Source organism: Streptomyces sp. NPDC056600 (assembly GCF_042792855.1).
Classification (GTDB): domain Bacteria; phylum Actinomycetota; class Actinomycetes; order Streptomycetales; family Streptomycetaceae; genus Streptomyces.
The window spans coordinates 209,589-234,038 of record NZ_JBHTVQ010000002.1; the positions used below are offsets into that span (position 1 = coordinate 209,589).

20 protein-coding genes and 1 pseudogene are annotated in these 24,450 nt (G+C 73.5%); 6 read left to right on the forward strand and 15 right to left on the reverse strand.

The genetic code is table 11. From position 1 onward, the window contains the following. Positions 1 to 196: 196 nt before the first annotated feature. The 3 genes from ACFRAV_RS02145 to ACFRAV_RS02155 form a co-directional block, all read right to left on the reverse strand. Positions 197 to 1,192, reverse strand: coding sequence for a PaaX family transcriptional regulator C-terminal domain-containing protein (locus ACFRAV_RS02145; protein ID WP_382550581.1), 996 nt, complete (start codon positions 1,190 to 1,192; stop codon positions 197 to 199). A 163-nt stretch (positions 1,193 to 1,355) separates the two neighbouring features. Further along, the gene (locus ACFRAV_RS02150) at positions 1,356 to 2,801 is read right to left on the reverse strand and encodes a non-reducing end alpha-L-arabinofuranosidase family hydrolase (protein ID WP_382550583.1); all 1,446 of its coding nucleotides are present in this window, start codon (positions 2,799 to 2,801) and stop codon (positions 1,356 to 1,358) included. Between the two features lie 573 nt (positions 2,802 to 3,374). Next, on the reverse strand, positions 3,375 to 4,388 hold the full coding sequence (locus tag ACFRAV_RS02155) for a LacI family DNA-binding transcriptional regulator (protein ID WP_382550585.1): 1,014 nt from the start codon (positions 4,386 to 4,388) through the stop codon (positions 3,375 to 3,377). A 431-nt stretch (positions 4,389 to 4,819) separates the two neighbouring features. Here ACFRAV_RS02155 and ACFRAV_RS02160 point away from each other — a divergent pair, with 431 nt between their 5' ends. Continuing rightward, positions 4,820 to 5,785, forward strand: coding sequence for a glycoside hydrolase family 6 protein (locus ACFRAV_RS02160; RefSeq protein ID WP_382550587.1), 966 nt, complete (start codon positions 4,820 to 4,822; stop codon positions 5,783 to 5,785). Between the two features lie 94 nt (positions 5,786 to 5,879). After that, positions 5,880 to 7,334 carry an endo-1,4-beta-xylanase gene (locus ACFRAV_RS02165; protein ID WP_382550589.1) on the forward strand — a complete coding sequence of 485 codons (1,455 nt, stop codon included), beginning with the start codon at positions 5,880 to 5,882 and terminating at the stop codon, positions 7,332 to 7,334. A 63-nt stretch (positions 7,335 to 7,397) separates the two neighbouring features. Here the strand turns inward: ACFRAV_RS02165 and ACFRAV_RS02170 are convergent, their stop codons facing one another. The 8 genes and pseudogenes from ACFRAV_RS02170 to ACFRAV_RS02205 all read right to left on the reverse strand — a co-directional run bounded on the left by ACFRAV_RS02170 (position 7,398) and on the right by ACFRAV_RS02205 (position 15,131). Beyond that, the gene (locus tag ACFRAV_RS02170) at positions 7,398 to 8,627 is read right to left on the reverse strand and encodes an RNA polymerase sigma factor (RefSeq protein WP_382550591.1); all 1,230 of its coding nucleotides are present in this window, start codon (positions 8,625 to 8,627) and stop codon (positions 7,398 to 7,400) included. Then, complete coding sequence (locus ACFRAV_RS02175; RefSeq protein ID WP_382550593.1) at positions 8,624 to 9,325, reverse strand: YciI family protein; 702 nt, start codon at positions 9,323 to 9,325, stop codon at positions 8,624 to 8,626. The genes ACFRAV_RS02170 and ACFRAV_RS02175 overlap by 4 nt, the downstream gene beginning before the upstream one ends. A gap of 102 nt (positions 9,326 to 9,427) precedes the next feature. Further along, positions 9,428 to 9,916: a GNAT family N-acetyltransferase gene (locus tag ACFRAV_RS02180; protein ID WP_382550596.1), complete on the reverse strand. Its 489-nt coding sequence runs from the start codon at positions 9,914 to 9,916 to the stop codon at positions 9,428 to 9,430. 225 nt (positions 9,917 to 10,141) lie between these two features. Continuing rightward, a pseudogene (locus ACFRAV_RS02185) lies at positions 10,142 to 10,411 on the reverse strand (potassium-transporting ATPase subunit KdpA); the annotation flags it as partial. Between the two features lie 8 nt (positions 10,412 to 10,419). Further along, positions 10,420 to 10,509: a K(+)-transporting ATPase subunit F gene (locus ACFRAV_RS02190; protein WP_382550598.1), complete on the reverse strand. Its 90-nt coding sequence runs from the start codon at positions 10,507 to 10,509 to the stop codon at positions 10,420 to 10,422. A gap of 237 nt (positions 10,510 to 10,746) precedes the next feature. After that, positions 10,747 to 13,305, reverse strand: a complete 2,559-nt coding sequence (locus ACFRAV_RS02195) for an ATP-binding protein (RefSeq protein ID WP_382550600.1) — start codon at positions 13,303 to 13,305, stop codon at positions 10,747 to 10,749. 39 nt (positions 13,306 to 13,344) lie between these two features. After that, the gene (locus tag ACFRAV_RS02200) at positions 13,345 to 14,028 is read right to left on the reverse strand and encodes a response regulator (RefSeq protein ID WP_382550602.1); all 684 of its coding nucleotides are present in this window, start codon (positions 14,026 to 14,028) and stop codon (positions 13,345 to 13,347) included. Positions 14,029 to 14,216: 188 nt separating this feature from the next. Then, positions 14,217 to 15,131 carry a UbiA family prenyltransferase gene (locus tag ACFRAV_RS02205; RefSeq protein WP_382550604.1) on the reverse strand — a complete coding sequence of 305 codons (915 nt, stop codon included), beginning with the start codon at positions 15,129 to 15,131 and terminating at the stop codon, positions 14,217 to 14,219. A 120-nt stretch (positions 15,132 to 15,251) separates the two neighbouring features. Here ACFRAV_RS02205 and ACFRAV_RS02210 point away from each other — a divergent pair, with 120 nt between their 5' ends. From ACFRAV_RS02210 to ACFRAV_RS02220, 3 genes are read left to right on the forward strand one after another with little or no spacing between them, the layout of a single operon-like run. Next, the gene (locus ACFRAV_RS02210; protein WP_382550709.1) at positions 15,252 to 16,325 is read left to right on the forward strand and encodes a type III polyketide synthase; all 1,074 of its coding nucleotides are present in this window, start codon (positions 15,252 to 15,254) and stop codon (positions 16,323 to 16,325) included. Positions 16,326 to 16,334: 9 nt separating this feature from the next. Next, positions 16,335 to 16,850: an isoprenylcysteine carboxyl methyltransferase family protein gene (locus tag ACFRAV_RS02215; protein WP_382550606.1), complete on the forward strand. Its 516-nt coding sequence runs from the start codon at positions 16,335 to 16,337 to the stop codon at positions 16,848 to 16,850. Continuing rightward, a complete protein-coding gene (locus ACFRAV_RS02220) occupies positions 16,847 to 17,935 on the forward strand; it encodes an NAD(P)/FAD-dependent oxidoreductase (protein WP_382550608.1) in 1,089 nt (362 codons plus the stop codon). The genes ACFRAV_RS02215 and ACFRAV_RS02220 overlap by 4 nt, the downstream gene beginning before the upstream one ends. 49 nt (positions 17,936 to 17,984) lie before the next feature. Here the strand turns inward: ACFRAV_RS02220 and ACFRAV_RS02225 are convergent, their stop codons facing one another. From ACFRAV_RS02225 to ACFRAV_RS02240, 4 genes are all read right to left on the reverse strand, one after another. Beyond that, on the reverse strand, positions 17,985 to 20,408 hold the full coding sequence (locus ACFRAV_RS02225) for a SpoIIE family protein phosphatase (protein ID WP_382550610.1): 2,424 nt from the start codon (positions 20,406 to 20,408) through the stop codon (positions 17,985 to 17,987). A gap of 157 nt (positions 20,409 to 20,565) precedes the next feature. Further along, the gene (dmpG, locus tag ACFRAV_RS02230; protein WP_382550613.1) at positions 20,566 to 21,618 is read right to left on the reverse strand and encodes a 4-hydroxy-2-oxovalerate aldolase; all 1,053 of its coding nucleotides are present in this window, start codon (positions 21,616 to 21,618) and stop codon (positions 20,566 to 20,568) included. Further along, positions 21,615 to 22,583 carry an acetaldehyde dehydrogenase (acetylating) gene (locus ACFRAV_RS02235; protein ID WP_382550615.1) on the reverse strand — a complete coding sequence of 323 codons (969 nt, stop codon included), beginning with the start codon at positions 22,581 to 22,583 and terminating at the stop codon, positions 21,615 to 21,617. The genes dmpG and ACFRAV_RS02235 overlap by 4 nt, the downstream gene beginning before the upstream one ends. Positions 22,584 to 22,609: 26 nt before the next feature. Continuing rightward, entirely contained in the window at positions 22,610 to 23,413 is an 804-nt protein-coding gene (locus tag ACFRAV_RS02240; RefSeq protein WP_382550617.1) for a 2-keto-4-pentenoate hydratase, read from the reverse strand. A gap of 70 nt (positions 23,414 to 23,483) precedes the next feature. Between ACFRAV_RS02240 and ACFRAV_RS02245 the strand changes: the two genes are divergently transcribed. Continuing rightward, the gene (locus ACFRAV_RS02245) at positions 23,484 to 24,254 is read left to right on the forward strand and encodes an IclR family transcriptional regulator (RefSeq protein ID WP_382550619.1); all 771 of its coding nucleotides are present in this window, start codon (positions 23,484 to 23,486) and stop codon (positions 24,252 to 24,254) included. Positions 24,255 to 24,450: the final 196 nt, after the last annotated feature.

Genomic DNA, 24,450 nt, shown 5'->3' on the forward strand with positions numbered 1-24,450 from the left:
CGCGACGCGGGCACGACTGTCTGCGGCCGGCGGAACCGCGGGCCGATGGAGCGGTGAACGTCGAGGCCTCGGCCGATCGAGGGGGACCCGCCCGCGGCCCTCGCGGACAAGGACCGAGGGCCGCGGGCGGCCACCATGAGGCCCTGGGGCCCCACGCCTCATATAACAATGACCGTATCCCCCGGACAGAAAACCGTCAATCAATCTGCGACGAACGGGAGTTGGCCTTGGGGGACCCGCCGAGCCGCACTCCCGCGAGCAGGTCCGCGGTGGAGTGGGCCCCGATGCCGCCGTCCGCGCCGGAGGGCAGCGCGGCCACCGCGCGGACGTGCTCCTGGGCGGTCCCGGCGAGTCCGTCGTAGACGGCCGTGAAGAGGTCCCTGACCTGCTCCCTCCGCCAGCCCGGCGGCATGCACCGCATCGGCAGCCGCGGGTCGAGTACGTGGAACCGGCGGTAGGTGTCCATGACCTCGGTACGCGCGCACACGGCCTCGACGCCACCCACGCCACCGGCCCGCATCCGGTCGAGCAGCGGATTCCAGCGGTCGACGAAGGAGGTGTACTCCTCGGCGATGGCGTCGACGTCCCAGGCCTCCAGCGGATCGCGGCGGGCGGTCGACTCCAGTTCCACGTGCCGGGCCCGGAAGACCGTCAGCGATCCCGGGCCGACCCCGGCCAGCTCCTCCCGCGCCCTCGGGCTGAACGGCCGGGGCGACAGCCACAGCCCGTCGTACAGCGGCGCGTACCCGAGCCAGCGCAGTCTCCCGCGCAGCGTCCGGCGCTCCGCGCTGCGCCCCTCGGGGAGCGAGAAGGAGATGACCGTCCACATGCCGTCCCACTTCTCGGCCCGCTCGGTGAACGCGACGATCGAATGTCCCGAGAGGGAGAGGTTGACCGCGGCGGGGTCACTGAGCCGGTAGGAACTGTGGCGCCCCTGCCGGCTGCTCTCCAGCACGCCCCGCCGGGCCAGCCGGCTGATGGCGGTGCGGCCGGCCGCGGGCGTGACGCCGAACTCGCCCAGCAGCGCCACGATCGCCCCGGAGGGAACGGGCGCGCGGGTGCGCAGGGTGTAGTCGGCCAGCAGCGTCACCGTGAGGCTCTGTGGTGAGCCCCCGGCCCGCCGGCGGGGAAGCCGCACCGAGTCGGTCGGGTCGTCGGGATAGATCTCGTTGACGTCGAAGGGACGGGCCACGACACTCCCCGGCACGGCTGCGTACGGCTGCTTCGGTAACTCCCGCAACTTACCGGCCGGTTGGAACAGCCGCGAGCCTGCCCCGCCCTCCCGGGACCGACTCGCCGCACGCAGGGGAGGAACCCCGGCCGAGGTGCGGCCGGGGTTCCTCGTGTGAGGTGCGTCAGCGCTGCAGGGTGAGGATGCCCGGCCGGTACGGGAGGGCGTTGTAGTCGCCTCCCGAGTTCGGGGCCTTGCCCTGGTAGAGGAGCTGCAGGTTGCAGGGGTCGATGGTCATGGTCTGGTCGGGGTTGTTGCGGACCAGGTCGCCGTGGCTGATGTCGTTGGTCCAGGTGGCGCCGCTGTTGGCCTTGCCCGCGAACGGGTTGCTCTCACTGGCCGCCTGCGGGGTCCACGACCCGCTCAGGCTGGAGGACGTGAAGGAGCGGAAGTAGCGGCCGTTGGCGCCCATCGCCTCGACGATCATCAGGTACTGGTTCTGGCCCTGCACCTTGTAGACCTGGACGGCCTCGAACAGGTTGGCCTTCGTGTCGCTCATGACCGTGGTGTACGAGGAGCCGAAGTTGCCCGGGAAGTTCCCGATCGGCATGCTCGCCCGGTAGATCTTGCCGTTGTCACCGGCGAAGAACAGGTACATGTTCTGCCCGTCGGCGATCAGCGTCTGGTCGATCGGACCGGTGTCGGAGCCCGAGATGCTGCCGGTGAACAGCGCCTGCGGCGAGGACCAGCCGTTGACGTTGGTGGGGTCGCTGGACGTGCGGTACATGAAGGCCGCGGAGCCCCACTGGTAGGCCAGCATCCAGATGTTCTTCGGCGCGAAGTAGAAGAGCGTCGGCGCCACGGCCGCCTGGCTCATCCCGTTCTGGCCGGCCGACGCCATGTCGGACGGGTTGGTGAACGGGCTGAAGGCCATCGAGCCGTAGGAGGAGCCCGTCGAGTACGAGCCGTAGACCAGGAACTTGCCGTTGTGCTTCACCGCGGTGAAGTCCTTCAGCGAGACCCACCCGTTCTTCGGCTGCGCCAGCGCGCCCGTCGAGGACCACCGGTACGACGACGGAAGCGAGCACGAGCCGCCGGTGGGCGGGGGCGTCGTCGGGGTGGAACCGCCGCCGGCGGTCAGGCCGCTCCACTTCTGGTTGTTCTGGCCGGTGCACGTCCACAGCTGGATCCTCGTGCCGTTGGCCGTCCCGTTGTCCTTCGCGTCCAGGCACAGGCCGGACTGCACGCCGACGATCGAGCCGTCGGAGTTCACCCGCCACTGCTGGTTCGCCCCGCCGCTGCAGGCGTAGATCTGCAGCTGGACGCCGGCCGTGGTGGAGCTGCCCGGAACGTCCAGGCACCTGCCCATCACGGTCAGCTGGTTGCTGTCGGTCAGCGTCCACAGCTGGTTGGACTGCCCGTTGCAGTCCCAGAGGTGCAGGTACGTGCCGTTGGCGGTGTTGGAGCTCGGCAGGTCCAGACACCGGTTGGACGGTGCGTGACGCAGGGCGCCACTGGAGGCGGCCTGGGCCGGCTGGGCCACCAGCATCGCCGCCAGCGCGGCCAGCACCGCGACCGCGGCGGAGAACACCGCGGACAGGCGCCTGCGGTGGAGATTCTCTCTGCGCATGAGACTTCCTCGTCTTGGGCAAAGGGGGGATTCCGGCCCGACCCGTGAGGACCGTCCGGACTGTCGGTGTGATGCTCTGCGTTGACGGACCGTCGAACTCGAAGCACACCGTGCCCCACCCCCGGGAAGGGGGTCGAGTGCCGTCGAGCAAGGTGAAACGGATGGGCCGTGACGCGGTTGATTGTTACCGCTAACACCACCGGGAGGCCAGGCTCGTGCACCGGAAATCCTCACCGGGCCAGGAAAGGCGGCAGAGCCTTCCTGGCGGACGAAGCCCTGCGGACCCTGCCCCAGCACACACCTCCGGCGCGTTGGATGACCCCGCTGACCAGCACATTGTCGCTCCGACAGGGCGTCACGGCGGCTGCGGGACGGACCGCTTCGCAGGTGACGGTTCGGCCCCGGCCGGGTTCTCCGTCCACGGCGGCCTGTCGACTCGACTCTCCCTCAGTCGAGCGACGCGCCTCGGCGTACGGGGCAACAAACGGATCTTTCCTGCTGAGTTGTTATCGCTAACACCGAACGCGCAGGTCTGCGGGCCCCAGCCGTGGCCACCGCGCTCCCGCGCCGCCGTCAGGCGCTGGCGCGGATGACCAACCGGGTCGGCAGGATCAGCGCGGACGGGTCCTGCCCGTTGACGAGGGCGGCGAGCATCCGCGCCGTCTCCCGCCCGAGGGCCTGTATGGGCTGGTGCACGGTGGTGAGCGGCGGATCCGAGACCTGCGCGACCGCCAGGTCGTCGAAGCCCACCACGGCGACGTCGTCCGGGACCCTTCGGCCCGCCTCGCGCAACGCGCGCAGCGCGCCCACGCCCATGTTGTCGTTGGCGGCGAACACCGCGTCGACGTCCGGGCGGTCCGCGAGCAGCGCGGTCATGGCGGCGGCGCCGCTGTTCTCGGTGAAGTCCCCCGCCCGGGGTGGGAACGGGTCGAGGCCGGCGGCCAGCATCGCGTCCCGGTACCCGCGGTAGCGGGTGCGTCCGGCTTCGGTGTCCAGCCGCCCGCAGAGCGCGGCCACCCGCCTCCGGCCGAGCGAAATCAGGTACTCGGTCGCCTCCCGCGCGCCTCCCGCGTTGTCGACGTCCACGTACCAGCGCGGTACCGAGCCGACCGGCCGTCCGCCGAACACGACGGGCATCGTCGCCCTTTCGGCCATCCGGGCGAGCGGATCGTCCTCGCGGAGCGCCATCAGCATCACGCCGTCCGCGCCGTTGGAGCGGAGGAGTTCCTCCACCCTCCTGCGGCCCCGGTCGGAGGCGGCCAGACAGAGCATCAGGTGCAGGTCGGCCTCCTCCAGGGCTGCCGACGCCCCGACGATCACCTGGGCGAAGAACGGGTCGGCGAAGATCGACGGGTCCTCCCCGGAGACGACCAGGGCGGCCGCACCCGTCTGCCGGGTGGCCAGCGCCCGTGCGGTCGAGTTGGGCACGTACCCGAGGCGGCGCACGGCCCGCGCGACCGCCTCGCGCTTGACCCGGCTGACGTGCGGGGCGTTGTTGAGTGCGCGTGAGGCCACCGAGCGGGACACGCCTGCCAGTTCGGCCACCTCGTCGAGCGTCGGCTGCCGGCGCGGCGCATCCTGTGCCATGGAACGCGTTCCTCTCCTGTCGACCGGACGGCGTCCATCCTCGCCCATGGCGTCACCTCCCCCGACAGGGGCCGGGGCGGCCGGGACGACGGCGTCATGACGGCCCGTGAGGGAGTTCCCAGGACAGAACTGGGAGCGCTTCCAGACAGATCCGGCGCCTTACCGGCGGTAAGAGTGCCGCTCCGTCCCTGAGCCTTGACAGCACAAGCGGAACGCCACAACCTTACCGATGGCATCCCCCTGAACCTCAGGGCTGGAAGCGCTTCCAGTTTGGGAGCGCTCCCCCGAGGTCGTGTTCGACTCCTGCCTGTGTCGCCCCCACGGAGGACCGGCACCGAACGGGGACGCCGCACCACCGCACTTCCTTCAGCGCGTCGCACGCTCGGGACGAGGCCGGCGGCGCGTCACTGCCAGGAAATCGAGGTACACACATGCGCCGCAGATTCCGCACCCTGCTGGCAGCGCTCTCCGCCCTGCCGCTCGCGCTCGCCGCCGCTCCGTCCGCCCACGCGGCCGATCCGACGACCCTGACCAGCGGGTTCTACGTGGACCCCGACTCCAGCGCCAAGCGGTGGACCGCCGCGAATGCCGGCGACGGCCGGGCGGCCGCGATCAACTCCTCGATAGCCAACACTCCCATGGCCCGTTGGTTCGGCTCCTGGAGCGGCACCATCGGCACGGCCACGGGAGCGTTCGCGGGCGCCGCGGACAGCCGGGACAAGCTGCCCGTGCTCGTCGCCTACAACATCTACAACCGTGACTACTGCGGCGGACACTCCGCGGGCGGGGCCTCCTCGCCCTCCGCCTACGCGAGCTGGATAGCCCAGTTCGCCGGGGGCATCGGCAGTCGCCCCGCCGTGGTCATCCTGGAGCCGGACTCCCTCGGGGACTACGGGTGCATGACGCAGGCCCAGATCGACGAGCGTGAGGCCATGCTCACCGGCGCCCTCTCCGAGTTCAGCCGCCAGGCCCCCAACACCTGGGCCTACCTCGACGCGGGCAACCCGGGCTGGACCGATGCGGCGACGATGGCCCGCCGTCTCCACGAGGCCGGTCTCCGGCAGGCCCACGGCTTCTCGCTGAACGTCTCCAACTACTTCACCACGGCGCAGAACACGGCCTACGCCAACGCGGTCAACAGCGCGCTGAGCTCCCGCTACGGCTACACCAAGCCGTTCGTGGTGGACACCAGCCGCAACGGCAACGGCTCCAACGGCCAGTGGTGCAACCCGTCCGGCCGCCGGATCGGCACGCCCACCCGCCTCGGCGGCGGTGCCGAGATGCTGCTGTGGATCAAGACGCCGGGCGAGTCCGACGGCAACTGCGGCGTCGGAGCCGGCTCCTCGGCCGGCCAGTTCCTCCCCGAGGTCGCCTACAAGATGATCTACGGCTACTGATCCGGAGAGCTCGGCACGGCCGGCCCCCGCCGGACGGCGCGCCCCCTCTCACCGCAACACCTCCCCAGATGTCCACCCCCCTGGAGGTACAGCCATGGGCTCCTACGCCCTTCCCCAACCCTTCGTCCGCCGGAGGATGCGCAGCCTGTTACTGGCGCTGCTCGTCGGCGTCCTCGGCGCGTCCCTCGCCCTGATCGGGCCGCCCGAGGCTCGCGCCGCCGAGAGCACGCTCGGCGCCGCGGCCAAGCAGAGCGGCCGGTACTTCGGCACCGCGATCGCCTCGGGCCGGCTGAGCGACTCGACGTACACCACGATCGCCAACCGTGAGTTCAACTCGGTGACGGCCGAGAACGAGATGAAGATCGACGCGACCGAGCCGCAGCGCGGTCAGTTCAACTTCACCTCCGCCGACCGCGTCTTCAACTGGGCGACGCAGAACGGCAAGCAGGTGCGCGGTCACACCCTGGCCTGGCACTCCCAGCAGCCGAGCTGGATGCAGAACCTCAGCGGCAGCACGCTGCGCCAGGCGATGATCGACCACATCAACGGCGTGATGGGCCACTACAAGGGCAAGATCGCCCAGTGGGACGTCGTGAACGAGGCCTTCCAGGACGGTAGTTCGGGAGCGCGGCGCGACTCCAACCTGCAGCGCACGGGCAACGACTGGATCGAGGTGGCCTTCCGCACCGCGCGGGCCGCCGACCCGGCCGCCAAGCTCTGCTACAACGACTACAACGTCGAGAACTGGACCTGGGCCAAGACGCAGGCCATGTACAACATGGTCAAGGACTTCAAGTCGCGCGGCGTGCCGATCGACTGCGTGGGCTTCCAGTCGCACTTCAACAGCGGCAGCCCCTACAACAGCAACTTCCGCACCACGCTGCAGAACTTCGCGGCCCTCGGCGTCGACGTGGCGATCACCGAACTCGACATCCAGGGCGCCTCGTCCACGACCTACGCCGCCGTGGTCAACGACTGCCTGGCCGTCTCGCGCTGCCTGGGCATCACCGTCTGGGGCGTGCGCGACAGCGACTCCTGGCGCTCCGGCGACACCCCGCTGCTGTTCAACAACGACGGCAGCAAGAAGGCCGCCTACACCGCCGTCCTCAACGCGCTGAACGGCGGCACCTCCAACCCCGGCCCCACGCCGACGCCGACGCAGCCCTCGGGCGCCGGTCAGATCAAGGGCGTGGCCTCGGGACGCTGCGTCGACGTGCCCAACGCGAGCACCACGGACGGGACCCAGGTCCAGCTGTGGGACTGCAACAACGGCACCAACCAGCAGTGGTCGTTCACCGCGGCCGGTGAGCTCAGGGTCTACGGCAACAAGTGCCTGGACGCCGGAGGCACCGGCAACGGGGCCAAGGTCCAGATCTACTCCTGCTGGGGCGGGGACAACCAGAAGTGGCGCCTGAACTCCGACGGATCGATCGTCGGCGTCCAGTCCGGTCTCTGCCTCGACGCCGTCGGCGCCGGAACCGGCAACGGCACCCTGATCCAGCTCTACTCCTGCTCGGGCGGTGGCAACCAGCGCTGGACCCGCACCTGACGGGTCCGCGACGGACCACTCCGGTGGGGCCCCCGGATTCCCGGGGGCCCCACCGGGGCGTCGTCACTCTTCCCTGTCCAACTCGGCTGCGCGACAGGCGTATTCGCGGGCGATCGCCGTGTTCGGAGCGGCATTCTCCGCCGCCCGGTACATCCGCGCCGCGTCGCGGGTGCGGCCGAGGCGGCGCAGCGCGTCGGCGCGGACGGCCGGCAGGGCGTGGTTGCCGGCCAGCTCCTTGGGCGTTCCCAGGGCGTCGACGGCGTCCAGCTGGGCCTGCGGACCGTCGCGCATGCCGACGGCGACCGCGCGGTTGAGCGCGACCACCGGATTGGGGCTCAGGGCCGAGAGGCGGTCGTACAGATCGACGATCCTCCCCCAGTCGGTGGCGGCGGCGACCGGGGCGAGGGCGTGCTGCGCGGCGATCGCCGCCTGGAGCGCGTAGGCGCCACCCGCAGGCAGCGCCTCGCCGGCGAGGGCCACGCCCTCGGCCACGAGCGCCTGGTCCCACAGTGTCCGGTCCTGGTGCTCCAGCGTGACCAGGCCGCCGTCCTCGTCGAGCCGGGCGGCGCGCCGGGAGTGCTGGAGCAGGAGCAGCGCGAGCAGGCCCCGCGCCTCCGGTTCCCCGGGTGCCTCGGCGGCGACGAGGCGGGCGAGCCGGATCGCCTCCTCGGCGAGGGCGTCGCGGGTGGTGTTGCCGTCGCTGGGCGCGTACCCCTCGGTGAACACGAGGTAGATGACGGCGAGCACCCCGCCCAGCCGCTCCGCACGTGCCCCGGGCGGCGGCACCCGGTAGGGGATCCCCGCGGCCGCGATCTTGCGCTTCGCCCGCAGGATCCGCTGCGAGACGGTGTCCTCGCCGACCAGGAAGGCGCGGGCGATCTCGCGTGTGGTGAGGCCTCCGACCGCCCGCAGGGTCAGCGCCACCCGGCCTTCGACGGGCAGCGCCGGGTGGCAGCAGGTGAACACCAGCCGCAGCCTCTCGTCCCCGGGCGGTCCCGGTTCGCGGGCCGCCTCCACCGCGGCGGCCTCGGCGAGCTTTCCGTGTTCTGTCGTCCGCCGGCGCAGCACGTCGAGGGCGCGGTTCCGGGCCGCGGTCACCAGCCACGCTCCCGGTTTCCGTGGCACCCCTTCCCGCTCCCAGGCGGGCAGGGCGCGGGCGAACGCCTCCTGGGCGCAGTCCTCGGCCAGTTCCCAGTCGCCGGTCAGGCGCACGATCGTGCCGAAGACGACGCCCCACTCGCCGCGGTACGCCTCGGCCAGCGCCGCCCGGACCTCCGACGGACCGGTGGTCACGTGAGGTCCGTCCAGAACTCACGCAGCTCCGCGGTCCCCGACCGTGCCATGGGGCATCGGGCCAGGTAGTCGACCGCCTCCTCCCACTCGCCGTCGATGAACACGATGCCTGACACCCACTCCGGCACGTCCGCGTACGCCCCGTCGGTGACCAGCACTTCTCCCGCCCGGCGGCGCACGAGGGTGGCGTCGTGGACGGGACGCAGGTGCTCGCCGCCGAGGTAGCGGCCGGAGGCGATGCCGTCGAGGACCCAGTGGGCCACGGCGGCCGGGTCGGGGGTGAAGGGCGGCGCGGCGGGGTCGGTCCGGAGGATCCCGAGGAAACGCGCGGCGGGCGCGTCCCCCTCGTGCGGGACGTTCCCGGTGCCCGGGCCGAGGTCGAGCGGTGCGACCGGCCGGATCTCGATGCGTCCGCCGGTCGCCATCGGGTGCGAGGCGGCGACCTCGATCGCCTCGTCGAGGTCGGCGGCCTCGATGAGGTCGTATCCGGCGATCCACTCGTTCGTCTCGGCGAACGGGCCGTCGGTGACCAGTACGCGGTCGCCGCGGACGCGGACCGTCCTGGTCTCGTCGACGGGCCTGAGTGGCATTCCCTCCGTCCGGACGCCGCGGCCGTTCCACTTCTCGACCCATGCCTCCGGGCTCTCGTCGGTCGGTTCCCCCGCGGGGTCGGTGGCGACGAACAACACGTACTTCATGACCGTTCTCCTTCCGAACGTCTCAAGAGAACGACGAAGGGCCTCCGCCGGATCCGACAGTGCGGGCGACATTTTCGTCGAGGAAATTCTTCCGGCGTCGCGTCATTCCGGGGGGATGCGGAACTCCAGGACGGGACGGTCCCACGGCACGGCGGGCGGGTTCGCCGGCGCCGTCCCGGTCCGCACCGCGCCGACGAGGCGGTAGAAGTCCTCGGCGGGAGGATGGGACACCACCTCGACCCGGTCCAGCCCGGCGGCACGGGCCTCCGCCTCCATGTGCGCGACGAGCAGGCTTCCGATGCCCCGTCCTTGCGCCTCGTCGGCGACGAACAGCAGATCGAGTTCCGGTGGAGCGAGGACCAGCGAGTAGAACCCGAGGACCCTGCCGCCGTCCTCGTCGCCTCCGACGGCGACGAACACGCGGTGGGCCTCGATGTAGTCAGGACCGACCCGGTATCCCGCGACCGCGGCCGCGTACCGCCCCTCGTACGCGCCCGATCCCCGCACGAGCCGCGTGAGCCGTCTGGCGTCCCCCGCGACAGCCCTCCGGATCGTGACCGGCCGGCCGCCCCGTGACGTGCGTGAACCCATCCGAGGAGTATTCCGCACCGGGGAGCACTGGCGCTCACCCGGTCGGACCTCGCCTTCCCCTCCCGACGGCGTCGGCCGCCCGGCAGGTGAGCCGGCCCCCGCGACGCGGCGCGCCGTCGTCGCCCGCGCTGTCGAGCACGGCGGCGGTGGCGCATCCGAACGCGTCGCCCGGGTCGGTGAGGGAGAAGGCGGTGGTCAGCACGGAGCCGATCTGCGGACCGCCGGCGAACCCGGCAGGAGACCCTGGAGCCGCTGAAGGAGGTAGAGCAGGAAGACCCCGGCCACGGAGAAGGCGAGGACGCCGCGCAGATAGGCGGGCCAGGTCATCCCGGCCGCCGGGTCGGCGCCGATGCCCCGGTAGATCCACCTCTCGACCCGGAGGTGCCGCGTCGAGGAGTAGACCCGGGCCATGTGGTTGCCGAGCGGAACGTAGGCGAGCGCCAGCGCGCCGGCCAGGGCGAGCAGTTGGAGCGCTGCGGAGAGAAGGGGACTCATGGCGGCTGTCAGAACCTCTCCGGGAGGAGGAGGGCCAGGACGAGAAGGCCCAGCAGGGCGACGGCCACGGCCAGGCAGACGACGTTCTCGGCGGTCACAGCTTCGTCACCCCCTTGGCGACGAGGACCACCAGCGTGAACGCCGCGATCGTGGTGACGACGAAGGCCACATCGGCCGTCGTGAGCTCCTGGAATGAGGTGCGGTGGAGTGGACCTCCTCAGCGAAACCCCTGGCGAGCCGTGGTGGGCCGGGCGTTGACGGGCCCCTGACGGCCGCCGCACGATCCTTGACAGCTCCCTGACGCCGGGCCGTCGATCGAGCCGGGCGCCGGGCCCCTACCGGGGGCCGGCCGGGTCCGGGGCGGCGGCCGGGTCCGGGGCGGCGGCCGGGTCCGGGGCGGCGGCCCGCGGCAGGTCGAGGACCATGGTGAGCCCGCCGCCGGGGGTGTCCTCGGCCCGCAGGGAGCCGCCCATGGCCTCGGCGAAGCCGCGCGCGACGGCCAGCCCCAGGCCGACGCCGTTGCCGCGCGGCGCGTCGCCGTGGCGCTGGAACGGCGCGAAGACGCGTTCCTTGTCCTCGTCGGGGACTCCGGGGCCGCGGTCGACGACGCGGACCTCCACCCGGTCGCCGATCACGCCCGCGGAGACCAGCACGGGGACGCCGGGCGGGCCGTACTTCACCGCGTTCTCCACGACGTTGGCGACCACCCGCTCCAGCAGGCCCTTGTCGACGGACACCATGGGCAGCGACTCGGGGATCTCCAGGTCCACCTCGGCCCGCGGCACGCCTTCCAGCGCCATCGGCACCACCTCGTCGAGGTCGACGGCGCGGATCAGCGGCGTCACGGTGCCGGTCCGCAGGCGGGACATGTCCAGCAGGTTGCCGATGAGCTGGTCGAGGCGGTCGGCGCCGCTCTCGATGCCCGCGAGCAGTTCCGCCCGGTCCTCCTCGGACCAGACGACGTCCGGCGAGCGCAGCGAGGTCACCGCCGCCTTGACGCCCGCGATCGGGGTGCGCAGGTCGTGGCTGACCGCGGCCAGCAGGGCGGTGCGGATCCGGTCGCCCTCGGCCAGGACCTTGGCCCGGTCCGCCTCCTCGCGCAGCCGGCGGCGGTCCAGGACGACGGCCGCCTGGGCCGCGAACGCGGCCAGCACCCTGCGGTCCTCGGCGGGCAGCACCCGCCCGGTCAGCACCAGGGCCATCCGGTCGCCGGCCGGCACGTCGACGTCCGCGTCCTCCGGCTCGGCGGGCGCGTCGGGCCCCACGCTGCCGGCCGGGATCCACGGCGCGGTCCCGTCCTCGCGTTCCAGGATGGCCGCCGAACGCATCCCGAAGGTCTCCCGGACCCGCTCCAGCAGGCCTTGGAGGCCGGTCTCCCCGCGCAGGACGCCGCCGGCCAGGTGGGAGAGGATCTCCGCCTCGGCCCGCAGCCGGGCCGCCTGGTGGGCCCGCCGGGCCGCGAGGTCGACCACGGACGCCACCGAGACGGCCACCACCACGAAGACCGCCAGGGCCAGGATGTTGGTGGGGTCGGCGATGGTCAGGCGGCTGACCGGCGGGGTGAAGAACCAGTTGATCAGCAGTGATCCGACGACCGCGGAGGCCAGGGCGGGCAGCAGGCCGCCGAGCAGCGCGGCCGCCACCGTCAGGGTGAGGTAGAGCAGCATGTCGTTGGCCAGGCCCAGCGACACGTCGATCCCGGCCAGCAGCAGCGTCAGCAGCAGAGGGCCGCCGACGCCGGCGAGCCAGCCCAGGAGGATGCGGGTGCGGCCCAGCCGGGCGCCGCGGGCCGCGGGCAGGCCGCGGCCCTTGCCCGCCTCGTCGTGGGTGATCAGGTGCACGTCCAGGTCGGGTCCCGACTCGCGGGCCACGGTGGCTCCCACGCCGGGGCCCAGCACGTACTGCCAGCTCCTGCGGCGGGAGACGCCGAGGAGGATCTGCGTGGCGTTCGCCCCGCGGGCGAACGCGAGCAGCGCGGCGGGCACGTCGTCGCCCACCACTTGGTGGAAGGTGCCGCCGAGGTCCTCGACGAGCTTGCGCTGCACCGCCAGTTCCTTCGGCGAGACGGACGTCAGGCCGTCGCCGCGCAGCACGTGCACGGCCAGCACCTGGCCGCCGGCGCCCTTCTCCGCGAGACGGACCGCGCGCCGTATCAGGGTGGCTCCCTCGGGTCCGCCGGTGAGCCCGACGACGATCCGCTCGCGCGAGCCCCAGATGGCCGAGACCTCGTGCTCGCTGCGGTAGGCGTTGAGGTACTCGTCGACCCGGTCCGCCACCCACAGCAGCGCCAGCTGCCGCAGGGCGGTGAGGTTGCCGGGGCGGAACCAGTGGGCCAGGGCCGCGTCGACCTTGTCCGGCCGGTAGACGTTGCCGTGCGCCAGGCGGCGCCGCAGCGCCTGCGGGGACATGTCCACCAGTTCGATCTGGTCGGCCCGGCGGACCACCTCGTCGGGGACGGTCTCCTGCTGCCGGACGCCGGTGATCGACTCCACCACGTCGCCCAGCGACTCCAGGTGCTGGATGTTGACCGTGGAGACGACGTCGATGCCGGCCGCGAGCAGTTCCTCGACGTCCTGCCAGCGCTTGTCGTTGCGCGATCCCGGCACGTTGGTGTGGGCCAGCTCGTCGACCAGGGCGGTCCGGGGCCGCCGGGCGAGCACGGCGTCCAGGTCCATCTCGGTGAACTCGGCGCCCCGGTGGACGACGGTCCTGCGCGGAACCCGTTCGAGACCGTGCAGCATCACCTCGGTGCGGGGCCGGTCGTGGTGCTCGACCAGGGCCACCACGCAGTCCGCGCCGCGTTCGACGCGCCGGTGCGCCTCCGAGAGCATCGCGTAGGTCTTGCCGACACCCGGCGCGGCGCCGAGGTAGATCCGCAGCTTGCCGCGTGCCATCGCGTTCCGTCCTTCACTCGTCCGTGGGGCCCGGGTCCCTCACGGCTCGAAGCGGTAGCCCATGCCGGGCTCGGTGATCAGGTGCCGGGGGCGGGAGGGGTCCGCCTCCAGCTTGCGGCGCAGCTGCGCCATGTAGACCCGCAGGTAGTTCGTCTTCCTGCTGGAGTACGCGCCCCACACCTCGCGCAGCAGCTGCTGCTGGCCGACGAGCCGGCCCGGGTGGGTGACCAGGATCTCCAGCAGGTGCCATTCGGTGGGGGTCAGGCGGACGTCCTGGCCTCCCTTGGCGGCCTTCTTGGCCATCAGGTCGACGCTGAAGGCGTCGGTCTCCACCACGGCGGTCCCGGACTCCGGCGGCGCGACCTCCTTGCGGCGGACCGCGGCGCGCAGCCGGGCGAGGAGTTCGTCCATGCTGAACGGCTTGGTGATGTAGTCGTCCGCCCCGGCGTCCAGCGCGGCGACCTTCTCCGCCGACGCGTCCCGCGCCGACAGGACCAGGATGGGCAGCCGGGTCCAGCCGCGCAGCGCCTCGATGACCGTCGCCCCGTCCATGTCCGGGAGCCCGAGGTCCAGGATCACCACGTCGGGCCGGTGGGCGGCTGCCAGGCGCAGCCCGGTGACGCCGTCCGGCGCCGCGTCGGCCTCGTACCGGCGGGCCCGCAGGTTGATCACCAGGGCCCGCACGAGCTGCGGGTCGTCCTCGACCACCAGTACCCGGGTCATCGGTGGGGGTCTCCTTCGTATCGTCGCTCCCGGGCCGCGGTGCGGCAGACACCGATCCCGACGACGAACAGCAAACCCCCGGATCCGTCGTCGGTCGCTGTTTTTGACACATCCCATACGAGACCGGCCCCGGCCTTGACGTTTCACTGACGCGGGGCCGCCGTACCGTCCTCGGGGCGGGTGGGGTGTCACGTCATGTCCGACCCTTGGAGCAGGAGTTGCAGGACGGCGACGGCGGCCACGGCCATCGCCGCGCGGAACGGCCGTCTGCTGCCGGTGCCCGCCGGCGCCGCCATGCCGGCGAAGGCGGCGATCGCGGCCGTCGCGCCCAGCGCCCACGCCCAGGGCCCGGGCCGGCCGGCGGGCCCCGCGGTCAGCACCCCCACGGCGGTCAGCATCAGGGTGGGGGCCAGCCACCGGCAGACCGGGCGGCCCAGCCGCTGCGGCAGCCCGCGCACCCCCGCGACGAGGTCGTCCTCGATGTCGGGCAGGACGTTGGCCACGTGCGCCCCCACGCCCAGGAGCGCCGCCGCGGCCGTCGCCCACCAGGCGGGCCGGGCGCCGTCCGGCATGCCCAGGGTCACGAAGGCCGGCAGCGACCCGAAGGACACGGCGTAGGGCACCGGCGAGAGGACCGTGCGCTTCAGCACCAGGTTGTACGCCCAGCCGGAGGCGACGCCCAGGAGGTGGACCGCGCCGGCGGCGATGTGGCCGAGCAGGGAGAGCGGTACGCACAGCGCGAGGGCGGCCGCCGCGGCGAGGCCGGCCGTCCGGGGCGACAGTTCCCCCGCCGCGACCGGTTTGTCGCGGCGCCCGCAGTCCCGGTCGCGTCCCGCGTCGATCGCGTCGTTGCACCACCCCACGGACAACTGGCCGGCGAACACGGCCGCGGCCACCGCCGCCGAACCCGCCGTCCCGCGGCCGGCCGTCACCGCCAGCGCGGTGACGAACGCCGTCACGGCGAAGGCGGGCTCCGGATGGCTCGCCCGCAGCAGCAGCCGCCCCAGCGCGGCGCGGCGCGGCGCGAGGGGCAGGGGTGGAGCGGGTGGCAGGGACGGCGCGGGCGGCACGGGTGGCAGGGGGTCGGACGGGTGGAATGTCACGTGGAGAAGCAATAGGCCACCCGCCGCGTGGAAGACATCACCGACATGCCGGTCTCCGCGATCACCGACCCTTCCGTCTCCCCCGAGGGCGCTTCCCGCCCGGTCGGCCGGACCGGTGCGGTGAGCACGGTCGCCGGTGTGCACACCGTCCTGCCGCCGCACGCGTACACGCAGGAGGACCTCACCGAGGCGATCGGCGACCTGTGCCTGGCGCCGGGCGCCGACCGCGCCCTGCTGCGGCGCCTGCACCGGTCCTCCGGCGTGCGCACGCGCCACCTCGCCCTGCCGATCGAGCGGTACGCCCGGCTCGCCGACTTCGGGGAGAGCAACGACTGCTGGCTGGCCGTGGGCACGCGGCTGGCCGAGGAGGCCGTCGCGGGCGCCCTGCGGCAGGCCGGCCTGCGGCCCGAGGACGTCGACCTCCTGCTGTGCACCTCCATCACCGGGATCGCCGCTCCCTCGCTCGACGCCCGGACGGCGGGCCGTCTGGGGCTGCGGCCCGACGTCAAACGGCTGCCGGTCTTCGGCCTGGGGTGCGCGGCGGGGGCCGCCGGACTCGCCCGGATCCACGACTACCTGCGCGGCCACCCCGAGGGCACGGCCGTACTGCTCAGCGTCGAACTGTGCTCCCTGACCCTGCAACGGCGCGACGACTCCACGGCCAACCTGGTGGCCGGCGCGCTCTTCGGCGACGGCGCGGCCGCCCTGGTCGCCCGAGGCGGCGCCTGCGCCGACCCCGCGGCCCGGGGCACGGCGGCGGGCCCCTCCGTCGTGGCGGTCCGGAGCCACCTCTATCCGGGCACCGAGCGGCTCCTGGGCTGGGACGTGGGGGCCGGCGGGTTCCGTGTCGTGATCGACGCCGGAATCCCGGACCTGGTCCGCGACCACCTCGGCGCCGGCGTGCGCGCCTTCCTCGCCGAACAGGGGCTGACCACCGCCGACATCGGGACCTGGGTGTGCCATCCCGGCGGCCCCAAGGTCCTGTCCACGCTGACCGGGACGCTCGGCCTGCCCGCGGACGCCCTCGCCGCCTCGTGGTCGTCGCTGGCGCGGGTGGGGAACCTCTCCTCGGCCTCGGTCCTGCACATCCTCCAGGGCATCCGGGACGCGGGCCGCCCGGAGCCCGGCTCCTGGGGACTGCTCCTGGCCATGGGTCCCGGCTTCTGCTCCGAACTCGTCCTTCTGCGCTGGTGAGGACCTCTCATGCCCTGGTACGCCCTTCTGCTGCTCGCCACCGTCTGCCAGCGGCTGGCCGAACTGCTGCTCACCCGGCGCAACGCGGCGTGGGCCCGCACGCGTGACGGGGTGGAGCACGGCCGGCGCCACTACCCGGCCATGGTCGCGCTCCACACCGGCCTGCTCGTGTGCTGCCTGGCCGAACCCCTGCTCCTGCACCGGCCGTTCCTGCCCGCGCTGGGCTGGCCGATGCTGGCGCTCGTGTGCCTGGCGCAGGCGGTGCGCCTGTGGTGCATCGGCACCCTCGGTCCCCGCTGGACCACCCGGGTCGTCGTCCTGCCCGGCGCGCCGCTGATCCGCACCGGTCCCTACCGGTTCCTGCACCACCCGAACTACGCCGTCGTCGTCGTGGAGGTCGCCGCCCTGCCCCTGGTGCACACCGCGTGGGTGACCGCGGCGGTGTTCTCGACCGCCAACGCCCTGCTGCTGACGGTTCGGGTGCGCTGCGAGAACGCGGCCCTGGCCTCCGCCGCGCCGGCGTGAGGGGCGCCTCCCACGACCTGGTGGTCGCCGGAGGCGGGCCGGCCGGGCTGGCCACCGCGCTCCACGCGGCGCGCGCCGGGCTCGACGTCGTCGTGGCCGAACCCCGGTCGGCCCCCATCGACAAGGCGTGCGGGGAGGGCCTGATGCCCGGGGCGGTGCGCGCCCTGGCCCGGCTGGACCTGCGGGTGCCGGGGCATCCGCTCACCGGCATCCGCTACGTGCAGGGCGACCGCCGCAGCCACGCGTGCTTCCGCGACGGGGGCGGCCTGGGCGCCCGCCGCACCGAGCTCCACGAGGTGCTGCACCGCGCCGTCCTCGACGCCGGCGTACCGGTGCTGCCGGTCCGGGTGGGCGAGGTGCGCCAGGACGCGACCGGCGTGACCCTGCCGGGATGCGGGCTGCGCGCCCGGTGGCTGGCCGCCGCCGACGGCCTGCATTCGCCGCTGCGGCGCTCCCTCGGCCTCGAGGTGGGCACCGGCGCGCCGCCCCGGTACGGGCTGCGCCGCCACTACGCCGTCGCTCCGTGGACCACGGCCGTCGAGGTGCACTGGGGTCCCCACGCGGAGGCCTACGTCACCCCGCTCGGCCGCCACCTGGTCGGTCTCTCGCTGCTCACGAGCCGGCGTGCGTCCTTCGACGTCCAGATGGCCGACTTCCCGCACCTGCTCGACCTGCTCCCGCCCCGCGCCGCGGTCACCGCGGTGCGGGGAGCGGGACCCCTGCGCCGGCGGTCCCGCACCCGCCACCACGGGCGGGTGCTGCTGGTCGGCGACGCCGCGGGCTACATCGACGCGCTGACCGGCGAGGGCGTCTTCCTGGCCCTCGTCGGGGCCGAGGCCCTGGTGCGCAACCTGTGCCGCGGCACGCCCGGACGCTACGAGACGGACTGGAAGCGGGCGACGCGACGCCACCGGTACCTGACGGAACTGCTGACGGCGGCGCGCCGCCGTCCCGTGCTGGGTTCGCTGATCGTCCCCACGGCCGAACGTCTGCCGCGCCTGTTCGCGGCGGCGGTGAACGCCCTGGCCCACGACGTCGGCCAGGACCCGGCACGCCTCGGGGACGGCGAGGCGGCCGCCCGCTGACCGCCCCTCGCCGTCGGCCCGGGCGCCTCGCGCCCGGGCCGGCGGTCCGTCAGCGCGGCGGCCCGGCGGGTGGGGCGAGCGTCTGCTCGGTCCAGATGGTCTTGCCCTCGGGGGTGTAGCGGCTGCCCCACCGATCGGTCATCTGGGCGACGAGGAAGAGGCCGCGGCCGCCTTCGTCGGACAGGCGCGCCCGGCGCAGGTGGGGCTGCGACTGGCTGGGGTCCGACACCTCGCAGATCAGGCGCTCGTCCTTGACCAGGCGCACGCCGATCGGTCCGCCCGCGTAGCGGATCGCGTTGGTGACCAGCTCGCTGACGATCAGTTCGGTGGTGAACGCGGCCTCCTCCAGCCCCCACCGCGCCAGCTGCGAGGCGACGAGACCGCGGACCCGGACGACCTGGTCGGGGTCGGCCGGCAGTTCCCAGCAGACGAAGTCGTCGTCCGGCAGCCGGTCGACCCGGGCCAGCAGCAGTGTCAGGTCCTCGGCCCGGGGCCGGGCCCGCAGGCGGTGCAGCAGCCGGTCGGTGACGTCCTCCAGGGGTTCGCCGCCGTCGGCGGCGGCGCGGGCGCTGTCCGCGACGAGGCGCAGGTCCCCGGCATCGGCGGACGGGGCGGCGTCCGAGGGGCCGCAGTGGAAGGCGAGGACGTCACCGGGGTCCAGGCGCAGCTGCACCGCTTCGAACGGCTGGTGGTCGCCGCTTCCGAGCGGCGGGCCGGGCCGGAGGTCGACACGGGTGACGCCGTCGGCGCCCCGCCGGGCGAGCAGGGGCGCCGGGTGGCCGGCGCTGGCCATGCGGCACCACCCTGTGACCGGATCGTAGGCGGCGTACAGGCAGGTCGCGGCGTACAGGGAGCCGGAGAAGGAGGCCGGCCGGTGTTCCTCGTCCCCGCCCATGCGCGACACCAGGTCGTTGAGATGCCCGAGGAGCTCGTCGGGCGGCAGGTCCACGTCCGCCAGGGTCTGCACCGCCGAGCGCAGCCGCCCCATGGCGCCGGCGGCGTGCACCCCGTGCCCGGCGACCCGTCCGACCACGAACGCCGTCCGGGCGCCGGACAGCCGGATCACGTCGTACCAGCTCCCGCCGCTTCCCTCCGCGCTGCCGGCCGGCAGGAAGACGCCCGAACTCTGGGCGGCCGTGGTCCGGCTGACCGGTGGTGGCAGCAGACTCCGCTGGAGTTCCTCGACGGTCCGGCGTTCGCGGGTGTAGCGGCGGGCGTTGTCCAGGCTCAGCGCCGTGCGGGAGGCGACGGCGTCGATCAGCGGGACGTCGCTGTCGCCGTAAGGCAGCTGGCCCGGTCCCCGCCACGCGCACAGCACGCCCAGGACGTGGCCGCGGGCGAACAGCGGGACGAAGAGGGCGGAGGCGGCCGCGGCGGGGAAGAGGAGCCGCATCCGTTCGGGGTCCGTCTCGAGCCGCCGCCGCAGCGCGGCCAGGTCGGGCACGACCGCCGTGCTGCCCGCTCCGACGGCCTCGGTCTCCACCTCCCTGGCGCGCACCCGGTCGCCCAGTTGATAGATCTCCGGAGGCCAGCTGCCGTCCGCGGACGCGACGGCGACCCGGTGCAGTGGTGTGCCGGGCACGAAGGTGGCGGCGTCGCCGCCCTGACGCACCGGCTCGGTCAGGTCCACGCAGGCGAGGTCGGCGAATCCCTCCTCCACCAGGAGGCGCACGACGTGCTCGGCGTTGCGGGTCACGTCCAGCGACCTGCCCAGCCGGCGTGCCGAGGCGTGCAGGAGGGTGAGTTCCTGCTGGGCGGCGTTCCGCCTGGTGACGTCGATGAGCAGCGCGGCGGCGCCGTGGGGCCGGCCGCGCCGGTCCTCCAGCGGGAACGCCGACACGGAGACGAGCCGTTCCTTGCCCGGCAGGCCGTGTCCGCGGGCCGGGACCATGGGATGGGCGGCGGGCTCTCCCGTCTCCCGCACCCGCCGCAGGCAGGACTCCAGTCGCGCGGCGTCCTCGGCCACCAGGACGTCCTCGAGCCGCCCCTCCCACGGACCTCCCCCGGAAGGCTGGTCCAGTCCGAAGAAACCGGGGCTGAGGAGAACCCGGTCCCCGGGACCGGGTACGTCGACGACCAGCCCCACCGCCTCCTGCGCGAACACGCCCCGCACGAGGGCCCGGGTGCGTCCCGCGGCGGGTGGGGGTCCGGCGGCGGCGAGGAGCACCAGCCGCCCGGGGGGACCACCGGCCGGCAGCGGCACGACCTCGGCGTCCGCCTCGACCGCCGTCCCGTCCCGGTGTCTCAGGACCAGGGAGTGCTGCCCGCTCGCGGGACCGTCCGGTCCGCCGGCCCGGCGCGGCTCGACGGGGCCGACCTCGCTCCACGGCCGCCCTTCGAGTTCCTCGGCATCGCGGCCGAGGAGGTCCGACACGGCGGCGCTGCACCGCCGCACCGTCCCCCGCTCGTCCAGCAGGAGCACCACCGGCCGGCCGGCCGGTGACCCCTCCTCATGCCGCGAACTCGTACTCACCCGTCTGCAGCCTCACTCGATGCCGGGGAACGCTCCTGCACCATTGGAGGGAGCCCCGGCCCTCATGGCCATTCGCCATGCCGGGCATTCGGGGAACGCGGGCCGAACAGTCCAACGCGGGCGGTCCGAGGCGGGCGGTCCGAGGCGGCGCGGGGCGTCAGGCCGCCGGGGCCTTCCGGGCGGCGAGGTCCAGCGCGATGTCGATGATCATGTCCTCCTGGCCGCCGACGAGGCGGCGCCGCCCGCACTCCATGAGGATGTCGCGGACGTCGACGCCGTACCGGCGGGCGGCGACCTCGGCGTGGCGCAGGAAGCTGGAGTAGACCCCGGCGTAGCCGAGGGTGAGGGTCTCCCGGTCGACGCGGACGGGCCGGTCCTGGAGCGGGCGGACGATGTCGTCGGCGGCGTCCTGCAGCGTGAAGAGGTCGCAGCCGTGCCGGTAGCCGGACAGGTCCGCGACCGCGACGAACGCCTCCAGCGGACAGTTGCCCGCGCCCGCGCCGTGCCCGGCGAGGGAGGCGTCGACGCGGCGGACGCCGTTCTCCACCGCGACCACCGAATTGGCCACGGACAGCGAGAGGTTCTCGTGGGCGTGGATGCCGATCTCGGTCTCCGGGTCGAGGACGTCCCGGTACGCGCGTACCCGCGCGGCGACGTCGTTCATGGTGAGCCGGCCGCCGGAGTCGGTGACGTACACGCACAGGGCGCCGTAGCTCTCCATGAGCTTGGCCTGGCGGGCGAGTTCGGCGGGCTCGGCCATGTGGGAGAGCATCAGGAAGCCGGAGACGTCCATGCCCAGCTCGCGGGCGGCGGCGATGTGCTGGGCGGAGATGTCGGCCTCGGTGCAGTGGGTGGCCACCCGCACGGAGCGGACGCCGAGGTCGTAGGCGTGCCTCAGTTCGTCGATGGTGCCGACGCCGGGGAGCAGCAGGGTGGTGAGGCGGGCGTTCTTCAGCACGGAGGCCGCCGCCTCGATCCACTCCCAGTCGGTGTGGGAGCCGGGGCCGTAGTTGAGGGAGCCGCCGGCGATGCCGTCGCCGTGGGCGACCTCGACGGCGTCCACGCCGGCCTCGTCGAGGGCGGTGACGACGCGCTTGACGTCGTCGGGGGTGATCCGGTGGCGGACGGCGTGCATGCCGTCCCGGAGGGTGACGTCCTGCACGAAGATCTCGGGACCCGCGACCGGGCTGTCGGAAGGCTGAGTGCTCACTTCGCGGTCTCCTTCGCGGCGGCGATGCGCTCGGCCATCTGCACGGCGGCCGAGGTCATGATGTCGAGGTTGCCCGCGTACTCGGGCAGGTACATGCCCGCGCCTTCGACCTTGAGGAAGACCGAGACCTGGTGCGTGGGGCGGGGGCCGTCGGCGTCGCCCTCGGCGAGGAGGGTCTCGACCGGCTGGTCGGCGGGGATGTCGGTGATCTGGACGTCCTGGACCATGCGGTAGCCGGGGACGTACACGTTGACCTCGGCGACCATCTTCTCGACGGAGGCGGTGATCTCGCGCCGGGCGCTCACGCCGTCCTCGCCCTCGGGGAGGGTGACCAGCGCGAAGACGGTGTCGCGCATCATCAGCGGCGGCTCGGCCGGGTTGAGGATGATGATCGCCTTGCCGCGCCGCGCGCCGCCGACCTGGACGATCGCCGAGGAGGTGGTCTCGGTGAACTCGTCGATGTTGGCGCGGGTGCCGGGACCGGCCGACTTCGACGCGATGGAGGCGACGATCTCGGCGTACGCGACGGGCACGACCCGGCTGACCGCGGCGACCACCGGGATGGTGGCCTGGCCGCCGCAGGTGACCATGTTGACGTTGGGGGCGTCCAGGTGCTCGTCGAGGTTGACGGCGGGGACGACGTACGGGCCGACGGCGGCCGGGGTCAGGTCGATCATGCGGATGCCGAGCGGGCGCAGCTTCTCGTCGTTGACGCGGTGGGCGCCGACGGAGGTGGCGTCGAAGACGATGCCGATCTCGTCGATCTGCGGGGACTTCAGGAGGCCGTCGACTCCTTCGGCGGTGGTCTCGAAGCCGAGGCGGGCGGCGCGGGCGAGGCCGTCGGAGGCCGGGTCGATACCGACCATGACCCCCATCTCGAGGTGCTGCGCGGTGCGCATGATCTTGATCATCAGGTCGGTGCCGATGTTGCCCGACCCGATGACGGCGACCTTCGTCTTGCTCATCGGGAGTCCTAGGGGGAGGGGGGAGGTCAGCTGAAGGTGACCGAGACGGTGCCGAGGCCGGTGACGGTGGCCTCGACGGTGTGGCCGGCGGCGACCGGGCGCATCGGGCCGAGGGCCCCGGAGAGGACCACCTGGCCGGCCCGGAGCGGGGAGCCCAGATCGCGGGCCCGGCGGGCGAGCCAGACGAGGGCGTTGACCGGGTCGCCGAGGCAGGCGGCGCCGCTGCCGGTGGAGACGGTCTCGCCGTCGATGGTCATGGTCATCGCGGCGTTAACCGGGTCGAAGCCGGACAGCGGGACCTTGCGGGTGCCGAGGACGTAGCCGCCGGCGGAGGCGTTGTCGGCGACGGTGTCGCCGAAGCTGATGTCCCAGCCGGCCACCCGGCTGCCGCAGATCTCCAGGGCGGCCACCGCGTGGTCGACCGCCTCGCGGACCTGGGCGTCGTCGAGCGGGCCCTCGGCGAGGTCGGCCTTCAGGACGAAGGCGATCTCGGCCTCGATGCGCGGCTGGAGGATCGCGTCGGCCGGCACGGTCGAGCCGGCGGCGTACTCCATGTCGTCGAAGAGGACGCCGAAGTCGGGCTGGTCCACGCCGAGTTGCTGCTGGACGGCGGCGGAGGTGAGGCCGATCTTGCGGCCGACGACCGCGGCGCCCGCCTCGGTCCGTTCGGCGGCGAGCAGGGACTGCACGGCGTACGCGGCCTCGACGTCGTCGCGGCCGATCAGGTCGCGGACCGGGGCGGCGGGAACGCCGGTGGCCGCGGCCTCGCGGAGCCGGGCAGCGGCGGCGGCGATGCTGTCGGGACCGACAGCGGGCTGGGTGTGGGGCATGGCGTCCAATGTGGCGCACGGGGCAGGCGGACACCACAGCGGCGTTCCACTCAGCGGTACGCTGTTGTGCATGGAGCAGCAGCACGGCCGGGGCGATCTCGACACCGTCCTGGGCAAGGCGCTGGCCCTCCTGCGGGCGTTCGGGCCGGCCGACTCGGTGCTGCCGCTGGCGGAGCTGGTGCGGCGTACCGGGCTGGCGAAGGGCACCGTCCACCGGGTCGCCAAGGACCTGGTGCACCACCGGCTGCTGGACAGGACCGAGCACGGGTACCGGCTGTCCGGCGGCCTGTTCGAGCTGGGGCTGCGGGCCGCCGCCGAGCGGACGACGGTGGAGCTGGCGATGCCGTTCCTGCAGGACCTCTACGAGCGCACCCACGAGACGGTGCACCTGGGCGTGCGGCAGGGCGGCGAGGTGCTGTACCTGACGAAGATCGGCGGGCACCGGCAGGCCAGGACGCCCTCCCGCACCGGCGGGCGGATGCCGGTCCACTGCACGGCGATCGGCAAGGCGCTGCTGGCCCACTCCGAGGAGGACGAGATCACCGCGGTCCTCACGGGGACGCTGGAGCGCCGCACGCCCCGCACGATCGTCGCGCCGGGAATGCTGCGCCGGCAGCTCGAGCGGGCGGTGGAGACGGGGGTCGCCTACGAGTGGGAGGAGTCGACGCCCGGCCTGGTCTGCGTGGCCGCGCCGGTTCTCGATCCGGGCGGGCGCACGGCGGTGGCCGCCATCAGCGTCTCCGGACCGGTGAGCCGTTTCCGCCCCGAGTCGCACGAGAACACCGTGCGGTCCGCCGCGGCGGCGCTCGGCGCGGTCATGGCGGGCCGCCCCCGCGGCTGACCCGCCGAGGGCATCAACCACCGACCTTACGGCGAGCGCCCCCGACACGCTGCGGGGCGGCCGCGGCACCCGGCGAACACCGAGGGCGGCGGCATGGCGTCGCGAGCGCCGTCACGACGGAAGCGCCCTCGACGCGGTGCACCACGAGCGCGGCACGCGACGAGCACCGACCGCGGTAGGCGCCGTCGGCGCGCGC

Bases quoted from the DNA above. Each gene is read 5' to 3' on its own strand.
- ACFRAV_RS02150 (WP_382550583.1), bottom strand. From the start codon at position 2,801: ATGCGCAGAGAGAATCTCCACCGCAGGCGCCTGTCCGCGGTGTTCTCC.
- ACFRAV_RS02155 (WP_382550585.1), bottom strand. From the start codon at position 4,388: ATGGCACAGGATGCGCCGCGCCGGCAGCCGACGCTCGACGAGGTGGCC.
- ACFRAV_RS02160 (WP_382550587.1), top strand. From the start codon at position 4,820: ATGCGCCGCAGATTCCGCACCCTGCTGGCAGCGCTCTCCGCCCTGCCG.
- ACFRAV_RS02165 (WP_382550589.1), top strand. From the start codon at position 5,880: ATGGGCTCCTACGCCCTTCCCCAACCCTTCGTCCGCCGGAGGATGCGC.
- ACFRAV_RS02175 (WP_382550593.1), bottom strand. From the start codon at position 9,325: ATGAAGTACGTGTTGTTCGTCGCCACCGACCCCGCGGGGGAACCGACC.
- ACFRAV_RS02180 (WP_382550596.1), bottom strand. From the start codon at position 9,916: ATGGGTTCACGCACGTCACGGGGCGGCCGGCCGGTCACGATCCGGAGG.
- ACFRAV_RS02195 (WP_382550600.1), bottom strand. From the start codon at position 13,305: ATGGCACGCGGCAAGCTGCGGATCTACCTCGGCGCCGCGCCGGGTGTC.
- ACFRAV_RS02200 (WP_382550602.1), bottom strand. From the start codon at position 14,028: ATGACCCGGGTACTGGTGGTCGAGGACGACCCGCAGCTCGTGCGGGCC.
- ACFRAV_RS02215 (WP_382550606.1), top strand. From the start codon at position 16,335: ATGCCCTGGTACGCCCTTCTGCTGCTCGCCACCGTCTGCCAGCGGCTG.
- ACFRAV_RS02235 (WP_382550615.1), bottom strand. From the start codon at position 22,583: ATGAGCAAGACGAAGGTCGCCGTCATCGGGTCGGGCAACATCGGCACC.
- ACFRAV_RS02240 (WP_382550617.1), bottom strand. From the start codon at position 23,413: ATGCCCCACACCCAGCCCGCTGTCGGTCCCGACAGCATCGCCGCCGCC.
- ACFRAV_RS02245 (WP_382550619.1), top strand. From the start codon at position 23,484: ATGGAGCAGCAGCACGGCCGGGGCGATCTCGACACCGTCCTGGGCAAG.